At 36.8% G+C, this 19,285-nt stretch carries 22 protein-coding genes; 7 read left to right on the top strand and 15 right to left on the bottom strand.

The features are described from left to right. Positions 1 to 304: 304 nt before the first annotated feature. The 3 genes from ACFS5O_RS12635 to ACFS5O_RS12625 form a co-directional block, all read right to left on the bottom strand. Positions 305 to 2,098 carry a Xaa-Pro dipeptidyl-peptidase gene (locus ACFS5O_RS12635; protein WP_318300229.1) on the bottom strand — a complete coding sequence of 598 codons (1,794 nt, stop codon included), beginning with the start codon at positions 2,096 to 2,098 and terminating at the stop codon, positions 305 to 307. Between the two features lie 666 nt (positions 2,099 to 2,764). After that, positions 2,765 to 3,130, bottom strand: coding sequence for a VOC family protein (locus ACFS5O_RS12630; protein ID WP_205726569.1), 366 nt, complete (start codon positions 3,128 to 3,130; stop codon positions 2,765 to 2,767). Positions 3,131 to 3,331: 201 nt separating this feature from the next. Then, positions 3,332 to 4,123, bottom strand: a complete 792-nt coding sequence (locus tag ACFS5O_RS12625) for a phosphotransferase (protein ID WP_205726570.1) — start codon at positions 4,121 to 4,123, stop codon at positions 3,332 to 3,334. Positions 4,124 to 4,524: 401 nt separating this feature from the next. Between ACFS5O_RS12625 and ACFS5O_RS12620 the strand changes: the two genes are divergently transcribed. Genes ACFS5O_RS12620 through ACFS5O_RS12610 form a run of 3 tightly spaced genes read left to right on the top strand, consistent with a single transcriptional unit; the run spans position 4,525 to position 7,987 of the window. Beyond that, positions 4,525 to 5,838: a spore germination protein gene (locus ACFS5O_RS12620; RefSeq protein WP_205726571.1), complete on the top strand. Its 1,314-nt coding sequence runs from the start codon at positions 4,525 to 4,527 to the stop codon at positions 5,836 to 5,838. Continuing rightward, positions 5,839 to 6,921 carry a GerAB/ArcD/ProY family transporter gene (locus tag ACFS5O_RS12615; RefSeq protein ID WP_205726572.1) on the top strand — a complete coding sequence of 361 codons (1,083 nt, stop codon included), beginning with the start codon at positions 5,839 to 5,841 and terminating at the stop codon, positions 6,919 to 6,921. Further along, positions 6,902 to 7,987, top strand: coding sequence for a Ger(x)C family spore germination protein (locus ACFS5O_RS12610; protein ID WP_205726573.1), 1,086 nt, complete (start codon positions 6,902 to 6,904; stop codon positions 7,985 to 7,987). Before ACFS5O_RS12615 ends, ACFS5O_RS12610 begins: the two co-directional genes overlap by 20 nt. A gap of 240 nt (positions 7,988 to 8,227) precedes the next feature. Here ACFS5O_RS12610 and ACFS5O_RS12605 read toward each other — a convergent pair whose 3' ends face one another. The 4 genes from ACFS5O_RS12605 to ACFS5O_RS12590 form a co-directional block, all read right to left on the bottom strand. Then, positions 8,228 to 8,695: a hypothetical protein gene (locus ACFS5O_RS12605; RefSeq protein ID WP_318300230.1), complete on the bottom strand. Its 468-nt coding sequence runs from the start codon at positions 8,693 to 8,695 to the stop codon at positions 8,228 to 8,230. 41 nt (positions 8,696 to 8,736) lie between these two features. After that, positions 8,737 to 8,976, bottom strand: coding sequence for a hypothetical protein (locus tag ACFS5O_RS12600; protein ID WP_205726574.1), 240 nt, complete (start codon positions 8,974 to 8,976; stop codon positions 8,737 to 8,739). 206 nt (positions 8,977 to 9,182) lie between these two features. After that, the gene (locus ACFS5O_RS12595) at positions 9,183 to 9,869 is read right to left on the bottom strand and encodes an HAD family hydrolase (RefSeq protein WP_205726575.1); all 687 of its coding nucleotides are present in this window, start codon (positions 9,867 to 9,869) and stop codon (positions 9,183 to 9,185) included. A gap of 110 nt (positions 9,870 to 9,979) precedes the next feature. Beyond that, positions 9,980 to 10,501, bottom strand: coding sequence for a DinB family protein (locus ACFS5O_RS12590; RefSeq protein WP_205726576.1), 522 nt, complete (start codon positions 10,499 to 10,501; stop codon positions 9,980 to 9,982). Positions 10,502 to 10,667: 166 nt separating this feature from the next. Between ACFS5O_RS12590 and ACFS5O_RS12585 the strand changes: the two genes are divergently transcribed. After that, entirely contained in the window at positions 10,668 to 11,057 is a 390-nt protein-coding gene (locus tag ACFS5O_RS12585) for a YkvA family protein (RefSeq protein WP_205726577.1), read from the top strand. Between the two features lie 56 nt (positions 11,058 to 11,113). Here the strand turns inward: ACFS5O_RS12585 and ACFS5O_RS12580 are convergent, their stop codons facing one another. Beyond that, the gene (locus ACFS5O_RS12580; RefSeq protein ID WP_205726578.1) at positions 11,114 to 11,638 is read right to left on the bottom strand and encodes a DUF3189 family protein; all 525 of its coding nucleotides are present in this window, start codon (positions 11,636 to 11,638) and stop codon (positions 11,114 to 11,116) included. Between the two features lie 95 nt (positions 11,639 to 11,733). Here ACFS5O_RS12580 and ACFS5O_RS12575 point away from each other — a divergent pair, with 95 nt between their 5' ends. After that, entirely contained in the window at positions 11,734 to 11,946 is a 213-nt protein-coding gene (locus ACFS5O_RS12575; protein WP_205726579.1) for a hypothetical protein, read from the top strand. 236 nt (positions 11,947 to 12,182) lie between these two features. On the opposite strand, the gene ACFS5O_RS12570 is transcribed toward ACFS5O_RS12575, so the two are convergent. The 3 genes from ACFS5O_RS12570 to ACFS5O_RS12560 all read right to left on the bottom strand — a co-directional run bounded on the left by ACFS5O_RS12570 (position 12,183) and on the right by ACFS5O_RS12560 (position 14,371). After that, positions 12,183 to 12,353 carry a hypothetical protein gene (locus ACFS5O_RS12570; protein WP_205726580.1) on the bottom strand — a complete coding sequence of 57 codons (171 nt, stop codon included), beginning with the start codon at positions 12,351 to 12,353 and terminating at the stop codon, positions 12,183 to 12,185. A 368-nt stretch (positions 12,354 to 12,721) separates the two neighbouring features. Further along, entirely contained in the window at positions 12,722 to 13,225 is a 504-nt protein-coding gene (locus ACFS5O_RS12565; RefSeq protein WP_205726581.1) for a GNAT family N-acetyltransferase, read from the bottom strand. A gap of 234 nt (positions 13,226 to 13,459) precedes the next feature. After that, complete coding sequence (locus ACFS5O_RS12560) at positions 13,460 to 14,371, bottom strand: SDR family oxidoreductase (RefSeq protein ID WP_205726582.1); 912 nt, start codon at positions 14,369 to 14,371, stop codon at positions 13,460 to 13,462. An 85-nt stretch (positions 14,372 to 14,456) separates the two neighbouring features. On the opposite strand from ACFS5O_RS12560, the gene ACFS5O_RS12555 reads away from it, so the two are divergent. Continuing rightward, positions 14,457 to 15,413, top strand: a complete 957-nt coding sequence (locus ACFS5O_RS12555) for a helix-turn-helix transcriptional regulator (RefSeq protein ID WP_205726583.1) — start codon at positions 14,457 to 14,459, stop codon at positions 15,411 to 15,413. A 94-nt stretch (positions 15,414 to 15,507) separates the two neighbouring features. Then, positions 15,508 to 16,335: a CPBP family intramembrane glutamic endopeptidase gene (locus ACFS5O_RS12550; protein WP_379839195.1), complete on the top strand. Its 828-nt coding sequence runs from the start codon at positions 15,508 to 15,510 to the stop codon at positions 16,333 to 16,335. 911 nt (positions 16,336 to 17,246) lie between these two features. On the opposite strand, the gene ACFS5O_RS12545 is transcribed toward ACFS5O_RS12550, so the two are convergent. The 4 genes from ACFS5O_RS12545 to ACFS5O_RS12530 all read right to left on the bottom strand — a co-directional run bounded on the left by ACFS5O_RS12545 (position 17,247) and on the right by ACFS5O_RS12530 (position 19,219). Continuing rightward, positions 17,247 to 17,642: a GNAT family N-acetyltransferase gene (locus ACFS5O_RS12545; RefSeq protein WP_205726585.1), complete on the bottom strand. Its 396-nt coding sequence runs from the start codon at positions 17,640 to 17,642 to the stop codon at positions 17,247 to 17,249. A 312-nt stretch (positions 17,643 to 17,954) separates the two neighbouring features. Further along, on the bottom strand, positions 17,955 to 18,425 hold the full coding sequence (locus ACFS5O_RS12540; RefSeq protein ID WP_205726586.1) for a DinB family protein: 471 nt from the start codon (positions 18,423 to 18,425) through the stop codon (positions 17,955 to 17,957). Between the two features lie 153 nt (positions 18,426 to 18,578). After that, a complete protein-coding gene (locus tag ACFS5O_RS12535) occupies positions 18,579 to 19,016 on the bottom strand; it encodes a CPBP family intramembrane glutamic endopeptidase (RefSeq protein ID WP_379839192.1) in 438 nt (145 codons plus the stop codon). Further along, on the bottom strand, positions 18,908 to 19,219 hold the full coding sequence (locus tag ACFS5O_RS12530; protein ID WP_205726588.1) for a hypothetical protein: 312 nt from the start codon (positions 19,217 to 19,219) through the stop codon (positions 18,908 to 18,910). The genes ACFS5O_RS12535 and ACFS5O_RS12530 overlap by 109 nt, the downstream gene beginning before the upstream one ends. Positions 19,220 to 19,285: the final 66 nt, after the last annotated feature.

Genomic DNA, 19,285 nt, shown 5'->3' with positions numbered 1-19,285 from the left:
TGGTTCCAACTCCTTCAATTCTGGTCTCTCTTGTTAGTATTGAATGGGTTGGATAAATTATGTAAATAAAAATAGCTTATCAATATGACTAACGTGTTTTCTTTTGGAGTACTTAGAGAATCGCATATAAATTAACAAACGAAAAAGCACTGCAAATCGCAGTTATTGATTGCAATTGCACAAAGCTTTATTCCGTAATCGCACCCGATTTTTGAATAGACCGTCTTAGAGCCAAAAATACGCAAAAAAAGCTGGCTCAAATTTGATGTCTATCAAATCAATTGAGCCCGCTAGTTATTTTCTTTTAAAACGCACCTTCTCCACCCACGATTGGCAGAATCACATTGCTTTTTTTAGGATCCATCGTGATGATGGTTCCTGCTTTTGGTCTTATGGAATAATCGTAATCGCTGGAGATAAGCACGATGCCGAGCTTGTGTCCACTCTCAAATACGTAATCGTCTGGCTGCATCGTCCAAGTGAAGGTGTACTCTTTTCCTGGAGTGAGCGATTTGGATCGTAAATCGGACTTCAGATTTTGTGGGTCAGTCCAGCCTCTCGTTACGATTTTCGCCTGATTATCTGGGCCGTAATCAACGAGAAGTGCTGTCAGGTTGGCCACTGGCTTACTTAAGGACGCCCGGATGCTGACTTCTGGTGTTCCGCTCATGCGCAGCGGTTTTTTCAGTTCACCCGTTACATAGGCAAGTCTGTTTTCGTTTTGTTCAGATGGATTCACCACAAGGCTTTCCGCCTTTTTCATTGCATCATCGACAATGGTCTGCGTTTCTTTTTTTCCTTCATAACGGTCGAGACTGATTGTTCCCCCCCTTTGCCCCGAGTTCAGATGCAGCTTCGTGTCCAATGCATCAGTTGCCGGCCAGTTTGATTCGGTGTGCCATGTTCGGTCTTCCCGCTGGATATCTACCACCGGCTGTTCCATGACATCATTTTCAATATTGTACAGCCAATGATCAAACCATTTATTGAGGGTCTCGAGCCAAACGTCTCTTCTGAAACCATACGGACTGGAATGACCGCCCTGGTGTAGCCAGAGTTTTCTTGGCACATCCTTTTTACCGAGAACCTCCCACCACTGAGCAAATTGCTGTGTTTTTACATTCCAGTCGTTGAGTCCATGCACCATCAGGACACTTGCTTCGACTTTATCGGCATTTTTCGTATAGTCACGCGCTTCCCAGAAGGCATTATAATCTCCGTTTTCACGGTCCTGCCCGTCTGTTAGCTCTTCAATGACAGGGGCGCACACTTCCGGATTTTCTCTTGTTAAAATGGCCTCGGCCATGTTGTCTGTGTCTTCCCCCTGATAACCGCCGGGAGCCGTAACTGCCCCGTTGCTGCGGTAATAATCATACCAACTGGAGATCGCGGAAATTGGCACAATCGTCTTCAGTCCTTCCACGCCAGTACCGGCAACCGCATTCGGTAATGTTCCGTTGTAAGAAACCCCTACCATACCAACGTTCCCCGTTGTCCAATCTGCTTTGATCTCGTTTCCTTGTGCATCATACGCCTTTGTTCTTCCGTTCAGCCAGTCAATAACCGCCTTCGTCCCAAGGATTTCCCGGTAATCTCCCGTTGTCGGGCAGCCGGTAGAATCGCCTGTCCCAATACTTTCAGCTAAAACTACAGCGTAGCCCCGTGGAACAAAATAATTATCATAATATCCCGGCAGGTCTGCTGCTTTCGGTGACTGTACTTGAGTGCTTTTCCCTTTTCCTTTGACCGTATTCAACTCATGATCCACATCATAAACGGGAACGTTTTTTATTCCCGAGCGATAAGGACTCATTTCATAGATGACAGGTACTTTCAAGCCTTCTTCCGTTTCCTTTGGCCGGATGATATCGGCATGCACTCGGTCCAGCTTGCCGTCAGCATCACTATCAAGCGGCACCTCAACATAGACAGTCTCAGTAATCGCTTCTCCTAATGAATAGACAGGCTGGGTCATGCCATTTTTGACCAAGATGTTCTGAAAGTTGTTTTCCTCCGCCGTTATGGGTAATGGACCTGCACCCAGCAGCAAAGAAACGGTAAGAACTGAGCTTACGAGCAAACTGCGCTTTGTCTTCAATTGCCATTCGCCTCCATGATTATAAAAGTTCACTGCTTCACTACCTGTCTATTATTCTATGAAAAATTTGTATGACCCTTCCGAATGTAATAAGACACAACCAAAGTAATGGTTTATATTTCCACAAAAAGCGATGGATAGGTACATAGCCCTTCTTAAAAAACTTAAGATGTCTTTATAGATGTCTTTACATCTGGTTATTCTCCTGTGAAATTAGATTGGGTTTTGATTATTGGGGTGATTTTTTTTAATTCTGCAGAATGGAAGTGGGGGCTTTTAACCTTTGGGGCTGGCATCAGGTATCTGGGGTATAGTTGTATCCTCCTTTCTTTTCATCGTTGTTAGTTTCATGACTTCGGTACCTGAGAAAAAAGCCAATGAATTCCTGACCTATTTAATACAGAATTAAGGAAATTCAGAACATCAAAAGAGATGTAAATAGAGGCTGGGACAAAACCCGACCTCTGTAATAAAGTAATATCTTCGCTTATTCCACAATCCTGCTCGTTTGTGGAATAACCCATTATAGGAATGTTCAATAAGTTCCATAAAAAAGTGCACTTCTCCTTCTTGAAGAAATGCACCCTATTCTTGAACAAACATTGATTAACTAAAGCACGAGAAGTTTCATTCTGTTCACGCTCGTTTTATTCTTTTGTCTGGTCCTTATATCTCCAACAATTCTATGGAATTACCATCTGGGTCTAATATTCCTACTGAGGATCGACTCTCCTCTCTATTAATTCCCTGAATTTGTTTACCACCACACTGAGAAGCTTTAGAAAGTATTTCTTCCAAGTTTGATACTTGTACAGTAAATTGGATATTATTTTTTTCAGCTTTTATACCCAGCATTTCATTCGGACAAAATAATAAACCAATTTCCCCAATCTTTCCTTTATAAAAACGAAAGTCCCCCACCTTGAAAGGACTCAATTCGGCGTTTAAAAGTTGATTATAAAAATCAACCATCTCGTCCTCTTGGTTATAAGCAATTGTAATTTGTGAGATTGCAAAAGATATTCCATTCATAACTAACACCTCCATCTCTTATTCAGCAATACTGCTCGGATTGTTGAATAAGAACAACATATTTTTAATTTAATTATATATTCAATTTAACCATATGCTAATCCTTTTCAGCTAATATTTGTAAGCCTTTTTCAAGTGATTCGCTTATGTACTCCAAAAGAAAACCCGTTACAAAATGACCATCTTTGTTATGTGCATCTACTATGTCCAATCATTTCTGTGACTACGAATAAAATCAATGTCCTCTAGATAATGGTCCAGATGCCCTTCGTCTATCATTTTTTGAAAAGCTAAGTCACCTTCACTCGCTTTTCTTTCAATAGTTCTGCACAACCCTTTTAACCTGAGCAGCACCATCTCCAAGAAATCAGGATCCACTTCCTCACCATACCCCTCAAAAAACAATCGAACTCTTTCTTTCATTCTTTCTGCATGCTGGCTACGATTGTAATTTATGGTTGCACCTGTTGCATCTAAATACAATCTGCTTAAAGGCACGCACGTGTAGAGAGTATAGGCAATGTCCCAAAGTCTCGGCCCAGGAGCCGCTACATCAAAATCAATGATTCCAACAGGTCGTTTTTGATCAAAGATAATGTTATAAATGGCAAAATCATTATGGCAAAGCACCTCAAAAGGCTCTGGAGTGTGATCGATCGGTTGCCAACCTTTTTCTATAGGGAAGTCTGTTACAGCATCGTGATAGCATCGAAGCATTTTGGCTGTCTCCATTAGTACATCATCTGACCACATGTACTTTTTTAACGGGTAATGACCAGCTTCACCTTCAATAAAGGACAGGATCTCTCTACCTTTTCCATCAATGCCTAGAAATTTAGGAGCATAACTAAAACCTTTGTATTCTAGATGCTTTAATAGCTTGTGAATCTTGGCGCTATCGAGTTTCAGTTCTCGTCGGACCGAATTCCCTACACGATATACGGTTGAGACATTTCCTCCAGTTAGTAACTCTTCGTTTTCGTGGTTTGACATTAAACTTAAACCTTCTTTCAAAACTTTTACTATAATCCCCTATGGTTGGATGATTTTTTTCACAATGATATATACATACGTACAATACATACTATTCCTTTATAGAATTAGGTCCTGTTTATATACTATTCCATGCTCTAAATAGACTTTCAATATTGTTAAAGCTTGTCCCCACCCAACTGCACATCCGATACAGATACTTAAGTCTTTTTCTGAAGCCGTATAGCCAGATTCAGTAAATACTTTTCTATTGGTCCTCTAATATAGGTTCTATGATTTATTTCTGGCATGATTACTAACCTCCGTATCATTAGTGATTTTGAATGTTTCTCCTTACATAATTATTAATATTTAATACCAAACTAAACTATTGAAATTTCTTTTTTGGAGAAGGGAAAAAAATGGACGATGTTTTGCTTAATCAGTTAGAAAAACTAAAACAGTATGAAGATTTTTACTCTGAAGAGCTATTGTTATTAAAAAATCCCTGTATTTTAGCCGGTTTTCGAACGCTGTTTGATGTGAACAGAACTAAACTTGCTGTTTATCAACTTATAACTGGATTGCCGTTAAAAACAAAGCTCAACGATGTATTTATGTACTTTGGAAAAGTGATTGATTTTAGTAAATTAAATGAGAGCGTGTTTGCAGGAAAAGCTATTCTTTTCCTTACAAAGGAACGCTTACTTATAGAAATAGATCCTGTATCCTTAAATTTAAATCGTCCTATTCACGAACCTATAAATGAAAGTTCTATTCAAACACCACTTGATTCATTTGTTGAGGATCTTTCTATTAATATTGGGCTCATTCGAAAACGCACGAAATCTAGAGAGTTAAAACATGAATCTTTTAATATGGGTGAGTCTAAAGATAAGAAAGTAGCATTGCTTTATTACGAAAACAAAGCTGATAATCATTTTGTCAAACAAGTAACAAAACATTTGGAAACCAACTCCTCGGAAAGAATTTCTAATCTTCAAGAGTTATCACAAGTACTAGGATTTAATAAGGGCTTGATTTTCCCTATGATGTATCAAACAGAACTGTCCTTCCAGGCTATTGATTATTTAGAAAAAGGAAGGTTGCTTGTGTTTATCGATGGTCAGCCTGCAGCGTATGTGATTCCTGTTTACTTTTGGGATACGATTCTTGCTGCTAGCGATAAAAGTTATCCTTTTGTTCTAGGAGTAATTATTCGAGCAGTCCGTGTGATTGGAATTCTTTTAACCCTTATCTTACCAGCGTTATATGTAGCTCTTGTAGCGGTTAACCCAGAGGTGTTACGGATTGAACTAGCACTTTCTGTCGCTCAAAGCAGAGAAGGCGTACCTTACCCTGCCTTTGTAGAAATGATTATCATGTCAATTCTAATAGAACTTATATTAGAAGCCAGTGTTCGATTGCCTAAAAGTATTGGACCAGCCATAACCATGGTTGGCGGTATCATATTGAGTACAGCGATCGTAGAAGCTAAGCTTGTAAGTAATCTACTTATCATCATAATTGCTGCCACAACTATCTCAAATTCAGCGATTCTTGGTTTTCAAAATATGTTATCGATCAGAGTGTTTAAGTACATATTAATCATTCTAGCAGGAATTTTTGGCGTTTTTGGGATAATGACTGGCCTTGTGTTTACATTTGCATATCTAGCCGGATTGCAGACCTATGGTGTTTCCTATTTAGATGTTAGTTCGAAGAAGGCGAGATAAATGAAAAAATCTAATTTAGTAGTCATTTTATTTTTAATCGCACATATCGGGGTTATCTTCTATATCTATCCGTTGAAAATTATGTCAAGCATTGGTTACGGTCACTGGCTTCCTGTTTTAATTACAGTTAGTTTTCAACTTGTTTTTTTGTTTGTTTATTTAAAAGGGCTTTCGTACTTTCCGAATCAAGATTTAATTTCGATTTTTTCGTTAGAACGAAAGCTTTTAGCCCGTGTCTTAATGTTCCCATTCATGATTTATCTGTTCAATAGCCTTCTTGTCGTTACACGAGCGTATGCAGAGATCATTACCATCATCTTTTTACAAAACACACCTATTTGGGCAATTGATCTACTGATCATTTTTATTGCTGGGTACATCGCCATAAAAGGATTTAATACTATCCTTTATACAGCGCTAGCGGTCTTTTTTTTATTTATTCCTATTATATTTTTCGCTGTCGTTACTTCCTTTCAAAATGCACAACTATTAAATATCTTTCCGATTACACCGGAGAATCTTACTTTCATATATAATGATCAGTTTTTAATTAGTTTTTTTGCAGTCTCACCCTTCTTATTCTTAGGGTTTATTCCATCTCGTATTGATTATGAACCGAAGAAAATTATGACTGCAGCTATCTGCTTATCTCCCGTTTACTTACTTTCTGTTTATGTACCCATTTTAACATTCGGTCCCCACACGGCTTCAACATTCTTGTTGCCGTTTAGTACAACTATGGACACTATCTCTATTCGATGGTTAGTATTTGATCGAATTACCATCTTTTATATGCTTTCCATTGTTACCTTTTCTTTAATATTTGGGGCACTTTTAATTTGGATGCTTTCACTGATTATCCATCGTCTATATCTCCCTTCTTTAAGAAAGGATTGGACGGGGATATTAATAGGGGCCCTGGCTTTCGCCTGTGGTCTTATATTGCAAGGATTCGATGAGATAGATGCAGTCTATAAATTTGATTTACCTTTAAGAGTTTATAGTTTAGCTTGTATACCTGTTATCTTATTGATATTTGGACTTAAGAAAGGGAGAAAAAGACATGAACAGGACTCCATTTAAAAGTAGATGGTACTTGCCTATTTTTTGTTTATTTCTTTTGACCGGTTGCTGGGATAACAAGGATATTAATCATCGAGTACTCCCACTCGTTGTTGGTGTAAAAAAAATAGAGGACGATCGTTATAAGATTATTCTAGAAATTCCTACTACCAATCCTAATGGAATACAAACTGAGATTGTAACTGGTACAGGAGACACCATTAATGAAGCGATTGAACAGATTAAAACAAATCTAGAGAGCCAGGTCGATTTGCTTCATCTTCGTTTAATTGTTCTCGATAAAGAATACGCTAATAGTGGAACCGAGGAATTAATTGAAGCCATTATGAGAACACGTGAAATTTCCCCAAAAGCCATGGTTGCTGTTTGTTCCAATGATTCTCTTGAGGACTTTTTTTCAGGTGTGAATGAAAAAGTGCAGACGTCAAACATATCCATGCTGGATTTCTTTGATAAGACTGCAGGTTGGACACCACAAATCGTTACCGCGAACACATGGGAGATGTATAGAGGGATCCACTCTCCTACACAAGATGTAACACTACCAGTCATTGATAAGGGAAAAGACACAACCTTAGTTTATAAAGGGTCAGCCATTTTCCATAAAGGCGCTATGAAAGGAAAAATCACTGGAGATGATTCGTTTTTAATAAACGCGTATAAAGGTAACGAAACTTATGGAAAAATCGAAGTATTAAATAAAGCGAGTGTGATGGTAGTTTCTAATCGTATTCAGAATTATGCTGAAATAAAGGGGGATCTTCCCTTTCTGACCATAAAGATGAATCTAAACGTCGTTGTGTTAGAAACAGTTGGTAACCCTAGTGTAAATGATGTAAAAAAACAATTAGATGACTTAATCACTACTCGCTTTCAAAACGTGATTCAAAAGAGCCAAAGTGAACAATCGGATACGTTTGGGTTTGGACAACATTTCCGCTCTCTCCTACCTCCAAATCAATTAACTACCTGGAAAACCGATTATTACCCTCGACTTAAAGTCAAAGTTGATGTAAAGGTAGACATAAGAAATAAAGGAAATTTAAAATCGATGAAAGGAAATTAATTTTTAGAATGATACTTCCTTTCTTCAAGAAATGCACTGTACTTATATTAATCCTGTGCCCAACTGAACGTTGACCTTCTATGAATTTTACGCAACCATTTACTGCCGATTATACTGTTTCCAAGTACTAGTACGAGGGAGGTAAACCATTTTTAATCTTTTGAATGAACACACTTTATTGATACTTTAACTTTTGATTTATCTTTGCAACACGTTTCATTGTTGAACAACTGCACCCGACTACTGATTATAATCATTCAGTAAATGGTCGGCAATATAGTCTTTTAATTCTTCCTTAACTTCGTCTAGCGTTTCATCTAATAATTCCCCAACAATTTTACTGCCTGGAATCCTTTTTGAAATGGGCATTCCTAAGAAAGATCGATAGCATTCCCATATTTTTATTGTGTGCAGATCTATTAATTCTTCCTTTTCTTCTGAGATACCAATCGAAATGGAGGAAACGTATTGGGGAGTAAATGGATGGTCACCTTGTATGTGAAACTCTCCATCAAAAACCAAGTTCTTCGTATTAAAAATAGGTTTATACTTTAAAAGTAAGGAATTAATATTGTCTTTTAACGTTGTTTCAATATTCCTAATTTCTTTTAACAGCTCGTCTGAAAACTCTTTTTGATCATATTTCATCTCTTTATCACTTCTCTTCTCAATTCTGTAACCTTGATTTACTTCGATAAAAAAGAGCATTCATCCTTCTTGGATAAATGCTCCCATTTCATAACTACGCTTCACTTAAAATAAGAAATGGCAAAAACCATCGAAAACGTTAAGAAGAAAGCAATCATAAATCCCAGTCTTAGGTTTCTTTTCGTCTTAGGTATTATGAGTCCAAGTGTAAAAAAGAAGCCGATACCTGAAACTATAAATGCAAATTGCGATTGAGAGCTTGGAAAGTAAAAGAATCCAATTACTAACGTGATCAAGATGATGAATAGATTATAAATCAGTCGTAATCTTAATCGCTTCAAATACTCACCTCCTGATTGTTATCTACATTCTTTCTCCTTAGTCTCATAGAAAAGAACTCGTCATTTGAATAAGAGTTGATCATTTGATCACTCTAATTCATGGTATTCTCCATCAGTTAGATATTACCTAAGCTTCCAATTAGAATTTCCTTTAGAAGCGATGTAAGTAGAAAGGGTTTCCCATAAATAGAACAGAGCTCTCCCCTTTATTTTAAAATTCCCACAGCCTTTTCATGGGTTTCTAGGATTAGCTTAAGCTCTGACAGATCTCTTATTGTATAATCGGCGGCCTCCGCTTTTTTCCAGTGAGGGCTCATTTTCCATACGGCAACCATTCCGACGTTTCTAGCAGCTTCCACGTCATTTTTTGGGTGGTCGCCCACAAACATGCATTCTTCCGTCTTAACATTTAATCTTTCTGCCGCTCTCTGGAAAACTAGGGGATCAGGCTTTCTCAGTCCTTCCATCTCAGATATAAGGATCGTGTCGAAATACTCTTTTATTTCTAGTGCTTGAATCGTATCATATTGAAACACACCGAAACCGTTCGTGACTAAACCGAGGCGATATCCTTTTTTCTTCAGCTCCTCCAGCATGCTAATAAGATTAGGAAACGGGGTGCAATGGTACTTGAACTGTGTTAAATAATCATCGAGTAATTCTCCTGGCGGCATTCTTCTAACTGCCAGCTCCTCGGCTAGCTTTTGGTACACTTTGTCCTTCCACACATATCCGTTTTCTTCTAACTCAATAAATCGTTTCGCAAACAATTGTTTGGGTATATGGGACAGTACGGATGAAAGCCGAGTATGTTGGTCCTCTACGAACTTTTTAACCGATGTGTCGCGATTCAATAGGGTTCCGTCCAAATCAAACAGTACAGCTTTTATCAAAGTAACTCTCTCCTATCCTTGCATTCTGTATATGAAGGTATTTACCCGTAATCATGATTTTGCACGCATTACCTTATATACTACAAAGCATAGCTTATGAAATAAACGAACTAATCCCTAGACAAAACTCCTATCTTTTCAAGTCTCTGATCTAGCTCATACTTCTGCCGAAGATGATGACGAAAATGCATAGCTACTAGAGCTAACCACTCTTGAGCATTCAGCCATCCAAAGCCACCATGCTTCATTTTATATTGGGGATTTATCTTTTCTACTCGTGTTTCTAATTCTCTCATTCTATTCATTAGCTGATCGATCTCTTCTATTATCTTTTCTTTCGATTTTGAATTGTCCGGTGGGGCATCTAGTTCTTCCGGCAATTTAATTTTAATAGGAGGAAAGCAACCAATGTTAAATAAATATTCTCCGAACTCGCTCTTTCCTTGATGTTCCTCATCATCAGCTTTCTCACAATCTTCTACACAATCGAGATATTCATGGGCTACAACAATCAAATGGTCATACATTTGTCCAACCGACCAAACCCCTTGTTCAGGTATATACCTTAATTGTTCTTGTGAATAGTTTTGCAGAAAGCTTTTGTAGGTTTCTATTAACTTCAAGTCACTCATGTTAAGAACCTCCGTTTCATCTTTAGATGGTACAACTTTGAATTCAATACAAAGCACACATCTCCTTCTTAAAGAAGATAGCTTTAAGATCACGGCTAATTTGTAATCGAACAACTTGTACCGTAGTAGTAGTGAATCTATAATAAGAAGAAAATGGTGGTTTCTAATGAGCACATTGAATCAATTAAGAAACTATGCACAGAAACTAAAAAAAGATATTTTTGTTCTTTACCTTTCTTACAAAGATTCTCGAACTCCTTTAGTAGCTAAAATCGTAGCCATTTGTGTGGTTGCTTATGCTTTTAGTCCGATCGACTTAATCCCAGATTTCATTCCGATTTTAGGATATCTCGATGATCTAATCCTTGTTCCGCTTGGAATCTCTCTTGCTTTAAAACTCATACCCGATTACATCATTGACGAGAATCGAACAATGGCTGAACATATCCAGAAAAACGGTAAACCTAAGAATTGGTTTGTTGGTATTCTTTTTATTATAATCTGGATACTTTTTGCTGTTTGGATTGGTAAGCTATTGTTTCCCTTATTTTCTTAATTCACATCACTAAAAAGACACCTAACTTATCAGGTGTCTTTAGAGAGATACAAAAATTAAGATGAACTGGCGTTTAGCAACTTCTTCTCGTTATCTATGATCAGGACTTGTTCTGTCGTGTTTTTTGCCATCTCTTTCGTATGCTCAACCAGATATTCAATTTGAGCAGAAGCTTGTTTTGCACCTTTTACAAGTAAAGGAACTCCTATAAAATCAATGCCTAACCTTCTTGAGAACAATCCTCCAAAGGTCATGGATAGTGGAACAGTAGGTGATGTATTTGAGAAGATGAGTTTCTCCTCTGTTCCATTTTTCTTTTGTAAGATATCGAACAGTTCTTTTAAACCAGGTACGAAGATTTTAGAGTTTCCACGTCCTACTGTGTAAACAGAATGGCCATCCTCATCCTCACCATGAAAAATCATCTTCCCCATATCTGATGTTTTCAGTTTGTTGAAATAGGGTACATGTAAGATCTGTTTCTTTGTAAGCTTCGTATGTGAAGGTAACTTTTTCAAATGGTAAGCGGCTGCTAATGATGTAGTATGTGTTCCGCCATAATCATTATAAATATATATCAAGATATACAACTCCTATTTGCTCATTCTTCCACATTATCGCCTTACAAAAGTTTGGTATACTTACTTATTCAAGAAATTTGAAGGGGTGAATACCTATGGAGATTACACGAACGAACTTAGTTGAAGCTAAACGACAACTTGACTCAACCATTCATAAACTAAAAGAAACCGTTAAAACACTGAAGGGTAAAGAAAATCCAAACCGGTATAAATCTCAGATCACCTTAGCGCAAAGACGTATAGAAGCATTTGAACTATCCGTGTTTCTGATTGAAAGAGAAATTTGTGACCTAAGCGAGAATAGCTAAGCATCTTCCGCAACAAAAAAGGACCTTAGTGATAAGGTCCACTTCTTGTTACATCAGTGTTTGTTCGTTTTCTTTTTTAATTTTTGCTATTATTGACCATTTCCATTGCCTAATCGATTGCGCAAAGCACAGTATGGAGCATCTGAAACCACTCGAACACTTTCTACTCTGTTTCTACAAAGTCTTCTCCAAGCATCATCATTTCTATATTGAGCCCAATTGCATCTGCTACACATTTATCTTCTTAACTGACCTTCAGTCTGACGAAGTTTTACTTTTTTGTGACAGCCACATTCATGATGTTCACGTTCAACATGCTTGTTACATGCACATTCATGTCGCTCACGTTCAACGCGCTGGTTACACCCACAAGAATGATGACCTGAATTATTTCCAATCCAACCCATAACTAATCCCCCCTTAGTTCCCGAAGGTAATACCTTCGATTCATATATTCTATGAAATCAAGTAGAAAGTGCTTGTACACCTATCACACTGCCCATTCAATCCTGCTAGATATTAATGCAAAAAAGGCGTTAATCCCCTTTGGATTAACGCCGCTCTATCTAATGGTCAGGATATCTGCTCATCAGGTCCTTCAAAAATCTATATGTTCTTTAGGAATTTAAATAGAGCTGGGTATTGATGCTCTGGAATGTACTGATTAAAAAAATGTGTGGCAACCAAAACTAATATTATTGTAAGAACGCTAAACAAAGTAACTTCTTTCATCCCATTATATAACCAATAATTTTACCCCTCAAAGAACTATGAATTAAGCATACCTCCAAAGAAACAATTCTCCTGTTTCTTGATAAAGTTCTGCACCTGTTTTTTCTAATACTCTATGCGACGCAATATTGTCTTTTTCTGTATCAGCAATCACATAACGAACATTTGTCTGATTCAACAACCAGTCTTTCATACCATGAATGGCTTCAGTCATGTAACCATATCCTTGATGTTCAGGGTGCGTATAATACCCTATCACTACTTCACCCTCATCATTTGGAGTCCCTTTAAGCATAATGCCTCCGATGATTTCATTCATGTTTTTAGATACCATAATCCAGTTTGTATACCAAATATAATTCTGTTCATCTAATAAAGCCTTTGAAAATCTAACTTCCATTGCTTTCTTCAATTCTTGACTTAGATTACTTTTCGATTTCTGAAGTGATAAGTTTATTTCCAATTGGTTTTGATCATTAGTTAGTAATCTCAAGTGATCTGTGGACAAAGGAATCATCCGTAATCTTTCTGTACGTATTTCAATCATACCAACACTCCTATCTGAATTTGAGAGCCGATGAATCGACTATAACAAAATAAAAATAGGATTTCTTAATGGCAACTACTCCTGCATCATGTACTCTTCTAAAAAACAGCATGAATCGTGTTTTTGGGAAGGTTCTTCAAGTGTATCATTCCATATTTATCCTGTATATGGTTTCATTGGTGCTGAATTGCGAAATAGAAAAGCTATTCTCCTTTTGGAAGAATAGCTCGGTTCTTACTTATATCCCTCTACATCCGCTGGCTTACCTGCCTCGACGACTTCCACCAAATATCGGAAACAATCAGGCTGTGAGCCATCTAAATCATAAAAGTCATATTTCTTAGCCAGGTCTCCGCTAGAGAAAGATTGTCCATTTAGTTCATGTCGGTTATCATCCATCGCTAATGCTGCTACGGCTCTTCCAACATAACGAGGCGTTTCAGATATGGCAAAGTTCGGATCTTTCTTAATGCCATCTTGCCAATTTTCTTCTGTCACCCCGAATACTTCAAGCATGATTTCTGAACGCATCCAGCCGGGTGACACGGAAACCGCTGTACTCTTATACGGTGATAGTTCATGTGACAAAGCTTTGGCCATACGAATAACAGACGTTTTGGCTAAATCATAAAACATGGACACTCTATAATTGTTCTCATTGTATTCTTTTGTCCCATCTGTCATTTCGATCACGAGTCCGCCTTCGTTCTTTATCAACAAGGGAAGCGCGTAATGACTTGTAATGAGATGAGTATCAACAGCTAGACGTAGCATGCGCAATCCTTTTTCAAGGGAATGTTCCCACACAGGTGTACTCCATTCAATGATATTCTCTCCGCCCCAAATATCGTTCACTAGAATATCTAGTCTACCTTGTTCCTTTTCAATACGTTTTACTAAAGCTTCAACTTGTTCTGCTACAAGATGATCGACTTGAACTGGGATTCCAATGCCACCTAGTTCGTTTACTAATTCTGCTGTTTCCTCAATGGTTTCTGGGCGGTTGTATTCAGATACCGAGTTACGTGTCGTTCTGCCCGTGATATAGACAGTCGCTCCTGCTGCTCCCAACTCCATCGCAATCCCGCGTCCTGCTCCACGAGTTCCTCCGGCTACTAGTGCAATTTTTCCTTCTAAAGGTTTCATTTGCATTCACTCCTTTTTTGATCTATCTTTAGTTTAACCTTAAAAGGTGACATCCAATGTCATATTAAAAATTAGGAGTAAATAGATGAGAGCAGACCGATTAATCAGCATCTTATTGTTGTTACAGAATCATGGAAAAATGACAACAAAGGCATTAGCCAACGAATTAGAAGTAACAGAGCGAACGATCCACCGTGACATGGAAGCGTTAAGTGTTGCAGGAATTCCTGTACTAGCTGATCGAGGCAAACACGGTGGATGGCGGCTTGTGGATCAGTACAGAACACGCTTAACTGGATTGAAAGACAGCGAATTAAAAACGTTGTTTCTTTCCCCTTCTTTTCAGCTTCTAAGTGATCTTGGCTATACAAAAGACTGGAAAGAAGCACGGCAAAAGCTGTTAGCCGCTCTTCCAAACACACTACAATCACAAGCGGATAACTTATGGAACAGAATCCATATTGATATAGATCCTTGGAAACAATCCAAGCACGAATCGATTGCACTTAATCAGCTACAGCAAGCACTATGGGAAGATCGTAAAATACGTATTGCTTACGAAAAAGCAAACAAGGATTCATCAGAGAGAATCGTAGAACCATTAGGGCTCGTCGCAAAAGGACGTACATGGTACCTGATTGCGGTATCGAATCAAGAGATCAAAAATTTTAGAGTATCTCGAATAAAGTCAGCTGTGTTGTTGAATGAAACATTCATCAGACCAGCTGATTTTCAACTTGCTGATTTCTGGGCTGAATCGAAACAGAATTTTGTTCGAAATTTACCTGTTTTCGAAGTTGAAGTGGAAGCATCTCCATCAATTATAGAACGCTTATCCTTTAGCGGTCGCTTTGCACAAGTTGTGAGTATGGATTCACCGAATGAAAACGGATGGTTTCCCGTAAAACTGACCTTTGATACAAAGCAAGAAGCTGCATCTTATATCATTGGGTTTGGAAATCAGATGAAAATTATTTCTCCTTCCTCATTGATAGAATCGGTAAAAGTAATTGGAGAGTCTGTACTATCGCTTTATAAATAGACCTTTAAGATCCATCGACACGCTAAGAAAAAAGTTGATAAGTAACTGAAGTGTTAAATTTAGGAAGGTTTTTTGTAAAAAAATGTAGAAATATATGTACTTGAAGATTTTGTTTGTATTGATAAAGGAGAGATCCGTTATACAACTCGTGAAAAATAATTATGCACTCATTTCTTTAACATGCTTATTTTTTCTAGGCATACTCTTTTTTTCGTACAGGATGTTCAGTTTAGGTATGCTCTCAGTATTATCTTTGTTTGTACTCTATAGAATTAACTTTAAACATCGACCTACCGTATCCCTCTTCGTCTTCTTTTTGTCTGGGTTTGTATTATTCATTTTAGGAAATGACGTAATCGCTCAGTTTAGGATTTCTAAAGAAGCAAAGATTGTGCTAAATCGGAGCCTCTTATTCGTTCTAATACTAGGAACAGTTATCTCTATTAGAAGGACTAAAGAAGTAGTAAAACTTTATACGGTGATGCCAAACTGGAATAGTCGAATCGATTTTCCTAATCATACCATTAAGACTTTAACCTTTTTAGGGTTTGGTTTATTAGGATCAATGACCATATTCTTCCCCCTCCTTTTTATGGAGAGTAAAAGTTTTTCGCAATCTCTTCTTATCTTTGCACTGGTCTTTTCTCTGATTAATGCTGTACTGGAGGAATTACTTTGGAGAGGGCTATTGTTATCATCTTTAAAAAACTACGTTTCAACCTTTTATGCCGTTACCGTTACTAGCATCGGGTTTGGGCTGTTACACCTATCCATCGGCATTCCTTTTTTAATGAGTTTATCCTTTTCATTTGGAGGGCTATTTTATGCTTTGGTGGTGTTAAAGACAAAGAGTATATATCCCGCGATCCTGTTTCATTTTGTCATAAACATAGGGATGGTTCTTAACGGGTGGATTTTGTAATTCTCAAAAATTTTATAAAGAGTACCCAGCTTGCGGTACTCTTCTCATTAGTTATTTACCTGTTTCCTTGAATGCGTATTTATAGAGGGTTCTGAAATAGACGAAGAGAAAGATCAAAACCACTAATGAAGCAAATATGAATTCATCATTGGAATGAATTCGCATGTATATTCGCATGTATTTCTCTTTCGAAACCATTAACATGAAGCCCATCGTATAGAGAAGGTCAAATACAAAGAAAATTCTCCAAAAGCTCTTTCGAAAGATTTCTTTTTTGTAAACATATCCGTAGATACCTAAAAGACCTATCACAGTTATGATAAGATTCATTAACTCACGGAAATTGCTCATATCAATCCACAGAAAATTATAGGTGGAAATCAACAAGAAAAACCAAAAGTATATCTTCAAACATGCACCTCTTTCTTCAGGTTCTAGAGAGATTATCCATCATATACTTTTTGCGGCGTTTTGGTTCATGTGTTTAAATAATTGGATGTTTTATTGATACATCAATAAAACGAAATAAAAAAATACATCCTCTTTACTTGTAAGGTTCTCTTTTTGAGGTGAAAATCGTACTTAGTAAGCCCATTTGCAGATGAAATAAATAGTTTGTCTGGTCATTTAGATTTTTTCAATATTCATTTAAAGAAAAATAGCCCAATAAATTTTCATCATTAAAAACTAAGAATCTAAAATGAGGCAATTGCTTAGAATAAATACTTTCCTTTGTCCCAAATCTCTTAGGTTTATATTCAGTTTTTGATGAGTGGCTAAAAACGCACCGTTGAATCTTTAACTTTATTACCTCTATGTATTATTATTTTCAAGTCTACGCTTTATCGTTCATTAGAAAGGTACATCTCTTCCTAAAGAGATGCACCCGATTTGTTGATGACCATACATTTTTATTTCTTGTGCATCACAAATTGAGATTTACTATATTTGAAGTTATTCTTTTCATAAAACGGAATTAAATTTTCTTCACAAAACAAGCTAATAACGTCAATGTGTGAAAGTTCATTTAACAACTTTGATACAAGTTTTGTTCCGATCCCTGATTTTTGAAAATCCTTATGTATCACAAAATCTTCTATGTAAGCTCTAAATTTATCATCTGATACAGCTCTTGCAAAACCTATAAGAATGTTATTTCTCCAAGCACCAACTGAGATTACTTGTTTTAACATTATTTCTATATCTTCTTCATTTCTTTCTTCCCACCAACCAGCATTACTATAAAGAGTAATAAGCTCAGTAGCTTTTATTGGTTTTTCCGAAAAACTGACTACTTCAACTTTCATTTAAATAACCTCTATTCTACTTTCTTAGTATTATACCTACTTTATCCTGCACGTTTGTGGAATAAAGACAGTACGTTTTAACTTTATTATGTATTCAATTTAACCGCCGTTTAATCTTTTTGCTAAAAGTGTGCGAAATGAGGTGCTGATCGAGGTGATAAAGTGATGTTTTTTTATCAAAACCCTTAAAGACCAAGAAAAAACCACAACGCATTCAGTTGCGATTTATAGTGCTAATTGATAGGCGATTTAGCTTGTTTTTTCTTGTTTTCTCACTCAAATGAGAACCCGTTACCCTTTATCCCTCTATCTTCAATCCCATACTCTTATTCGAGGGACATTTGCTGACCTTAAGTAATCCAATAATTGCCCAGTATGAACAGACTCATGATAAGCAATCCTTAGCAGCATATCTCCTAGATCTCGTATGTAGCCTGATTCTGAACGATCGATTTTTATCTCTGATAAATCTTCTTCAGAAAATGACTGTATAGTATGTATAAAATCATTTCGGTATGGTTCGGCAAATATCAATTCGTTTTTCACAGTGGTATATGGTTTGTTTTCAAAGGGAGATTCAAAGCTTTCTAAACTACCTCTATTCTTAATGGCCAAGTGATAATAATGCTCACTTTCTAAGACATGACGTATCATTTCTAAACAACTCATTGCATCAGAGTCGGGTCTCCAATGAAGCTTTTCTTGAGGAATAGATGTCCAAACTTTAATACTCCTTCTTCTTACTTCATTCAAATTTAAGATAAGTAGATTGATAGAATTCATTAAAGTTCCTCCTATGTAAAGTGGTATAACAATTATAAACGTTTAGTTCGTTTTGCCATGTAGTTGAAACGTCAATTTTAACCGTAATGAACCATTATGTCTGTTTATGTTCAGTTAGTAAATTGAACGATTATTCCATTAATTATTATCTTTCTAAAATATAAAAAAAGATATGAGTATTATACTAAACACATTTGCTATAAAATGTGAAATTGCACTAATCCAAGCATTGTTCGTTTTATAAAAAATAACGCCATAAATGACACTGTTGATGAAAATGAAGAAAATATCATAACTGACCACAACAGCATTACCAACTGCGAAATGGCCGAGCGAGAATATAATTGAAGTCAAAATGATCGTGGGAATGATAGGTATATACTTACTTAATTGATTTTGGAAAAACGCACGCCATGCAATTTCTTCCCCTAATGCTAAAACTGCAAGTTGTAAGACGAGCAACAATAATTTATCAAAAGAGATTACAAACTGTGTTCTATTATGAATATGGTCAATGAATTCTGGTAAGAAAGAGCTGCTAAAGCAAAGCAAATGATGTTCATCACTAAAGGTAAAGCAATCCAAAACCATATTGCTTTCTGTTTTAAATATGTACGTATCGCTTTAATGTCTAACCCATCTGTATCTCTCTTACCAAATCTTCTATGGATAAAGAAAAACGTAATACCCAAAATTACTGATAACCCTGCAATATTAACCCCAACAAGATTAGAAAATGAAACAATCGTCATTAGGATTAATCCCACAACAACCATACTTCTGTTTGAATTCAAATTTTTGCTCTCCTATCCCTTACATCCTTTATGTACAAACTATCTTTTGAAATGGACTACATAAAT

The organism is Fictibacillus nanhaiensis, from assembly GCF_042686385.1.
GTDB classification, from domain to species: domain Bacteria; phylum Bacillota; class Bacilli; order Bacillales; family Fictibacillaceae; genus Fictibacillus; species Fictibacillus nanhaiensis.
The sequence above is the reverse complement of the archived record's forward strand: the minus strand, read 5'-3'. Positions and strand labels throughout refer to the sequence as shown.